4 protein-coding genes are annotated in these 2286 nt (G+C 73.3%); 1 reads left to right on the top strand and 3 read right to left on the bottom strand.

Features of this window, described 5'->3' with window-relative positions; translation table 11 throughout:
- The coding region (locus tag AB0C29_RS44485; RefSeq protein ID WP_360833852.1) for a M24 family metallopeptidase at positions 1 to 338 on the top strand (338 nt) is incomplete at its 5' end.
- Position 339: 1 nt separating this feature from the next.
- Here AB0C29_RS44485 and AB0C29_RS44480 read toward each other — a convergent pair.
- The 3 genes from AB0C29_RS44480 to AB0C29_RS44470 form a co-directional block, all read right to left on the bottom strand.
- Positions 340 to 1575, bottom strand: a complete 1236-nt coding sequence (locus AB0C29_RS44480) for a DUF6596 domain-containing protein (RefSeq protein ID WP_360833854.1) — start codon at positions 1573 to 1575, stop codon at positions 340 to 342.
- A 2-nt stretch (positions 1576 to 1577) separates the two neighbouring features.
- On the bottom strand, positions 1578 to 1901 hold the full coding sequence (locus AB0C29_RS44475; RefSeq protein WP_360552770.1) for a YciI family protein: 324 nt from the start codon (positions 1899 to 1901) through the stop codon (positions 1578 to 1580).
- 101 nt (positions 1902 to 2002) lie between these two features.
- A partial coding sequence (locus AB0C29_RS44470; RefSeq protein ID WP_360833850.1) for a hypothetical protein occupies positions 2003 to 2286 on the bottom strand: 284 nt, incomplete at its 5' end.

The following is a 2286-nucleotide window of genomic DNA, read 5'->3' as shown; positions in this document are numbered from 1 at the left end:
CCGGGCGCTACGGGTACGGCGTCAACGGCGAGTTCGGCGGCCACGGCATCGGGCGCACCATGCACGAGGCCCCGCACGTGGCCAACAGCGGCCGCCCCCGCCGGGGCATGCGGCTGGAGCCGGGCCTGACCATCGCGATCGAGCCGTGGTTCTGCCGGAGCACCGACAAGATCCGGACCGACGAGGACGGCTGGACGATCCGGTCGGCCGACGGATCCCGTACGGCGCACTCGGAGCACACCGTGGCGATCACCGAGGCCGGCCCCCGCGTGCTGACCGGGCGTCCCGGCGTCGAGGAGTCCCCCGCGGCCCGGGCCACGCTGGCCGACCAGCGGTAGGTCAGCGGCCCTGTCCCAGTTGGTCGCGGCGGCGGGTCAGGTAGGCGATCTCGGCCGTGTTGCCCGCGAGCTCGATCGCCTTCCCGTACGCCTCGTGCGCCTCCGGCCCGCGCCCGAGCCGCCGCAGCAGGTCGGCGCGGGTCGCGTGGTAGGCGTGATACCCGGTCAGCTTGTCGTCGAGGCGGTCGACCGCCGCCAGCGCCACCTCGGGCCCGTCGAGCTCGGCGACCGCGATGGCCCGGTTGAGCGCGACGATCGGTGACGGGTCGAGCCGGACGAGCTGGTCGTAGAGGGCGACGACCTGCGACCAGTCGGTGTCGCGGACGTCGGGGGCCGAGGTGTGCACGGCGTTGATGGCCGCGAGGATCTGGTAGCGGCCCGGGGCCGCTCCGGCGGCCAGGCGCTCGCGGACCAGCCGGTGGCCTTCGGCGATCAGCGTCCGGTCCCAGGCGCCCCGGTCCTGCTCGCCCAGGGTCACCAGCTCGCCGCTCCCCGAGACCCGGGCGGTGCGGCGGGCCTCGGTGAGCAGCATCAGCGCCAGCAGCCCGGCCACCTCACCGTCGTCCGGCAGCAACGCCCTAATCAGTCGGGTGAGCCGGATCGCCTCGGCGGTCAGGTCGTGCCGTACGGGATCGGTGTCGGGCCCGGTGGCCAGGTAGCCCTCGTTGAAGACCAGGAACAGCACCGCGAGCACGCCGGACACGCGGGCCGGGAGATCCTCCGCCGACGGCACCCGGTACGGGATCCGGGCCGCCTTGATCTTGGCCTTGGCCCGGGTGATCCGCTGGCCCATGGCGGCCTCCTGGACCAGGAAGGCGCGGGCGATCTCGGGCATGGTCAGGCCGCCGACCATCCGCAGCGTGAGCGCCATCCGGGTCTCCATCGCGAGCGCCGGGTGGCAGCAGGTGAAGATCAGCCGGAGCCGTTCGTCCTCGATGGCACCGAGAGGCTCCGGCGGTTCGTCGTCGAACACCAGCTGCGCCTCCTTGTGCTTGTCGTCGCGCCTGCTCTCGCGCCGGATTCGGTCGATGGCCTTGCGGTTGGCGGTGGTGGTCAGCCAGGCGCCGGGATTCGGGGGCACGCCATCGGCCGGCCACCGCTCGACGGCGGTCGCGAACGCCTCGGCCGCTGCCTCCTCGGCGATGTCGAGATCACCGAACCGTCTGGTGAGGGCGGCGACCACCCGCGCCCACTCCGCGCGGTGGGCCCGGGTGGCCGCCTCGCCGGCGTCGATCAGGGTCACAGGAACGGCCGTACCTCGATCTTGCGATCGCAGACCTCCGACGCCTCGGTGGCGAGCCGCAGCGCCACGTCCAGGTCGGGGGCCTCCCAGATCCAGACGCCGGCCAGGTACTCCTTCGACTCCACGAACGGCCCGTCGCTGAACACCGCCTGCTCACCCCGGTTGTCGATGACCGTGGCCGCGTCGGTGTCCGCCAGCCCGCCCGCGAAGACCCAGTGGCCTCCGGCGATCAGTCGTTCGTTGAACGCGCTGATCGCGGGCTCCCGGTCGGTGCTGCCGGGATTGCTCTTGTCGTCGATCACGGAAACCAGGTACTGCATCGGACGATCATCTCCTGTGCTCCGGGCACCCCTCGCAGGCGGCCGCTTCACCCTTACCACGAACCCATGTGCCGCGATCCGACACCGCCGCCGGAATTGCTTCAGGATTTCTCCGACAGCCGGGCCCGGGCGGCCTCGGCGCCGTCCGCGTCGCCGGCCTTCTCGCAGGCCTCGGCGGCCGCCTCCCAGTGCTGCCGGGCGTCGTCGGGGTCGTCGAGGATCCGCGCGACGTCCCCGAGGTAGAGGCGCGTCCGGCCGGTCGGCCGGCCGTCGGCCTGGCGGATGCGCAGGCTCTCCTGCAGCAGCTGCTGGGCCTGGGTGGCCCGCCGCCGCCCGCAAGCTGGTGCACGAGCGCGAGTCGCGGCGCCGGACGGTCCCGGTCGCC

Origin of the sequence: Actinoplanes sp. NPDC048791, from assembly GCF_040650095.1 — a bacterium.
Taxonomy (GTDB): domain Bacteria; phylum Actinomycetota; class Actinomycetes; order Mycobacteriales; family Micromonosporaceae; genus Actinoplanes.
Note: the sequence above shows the minus strand (reverse complement) of the source record. Positions and strands in the feature narration are given on the sequence as shown.

Coding starts and splice junctions, on each gene's coding strand:
- AB0C29_RS44475 (WP_360552770.1), bottom strand. CDS start 1,901: ATGCAGTACCTGGTTTCCGTGATCGACGACAAGAGCAATCCCGGCAGC.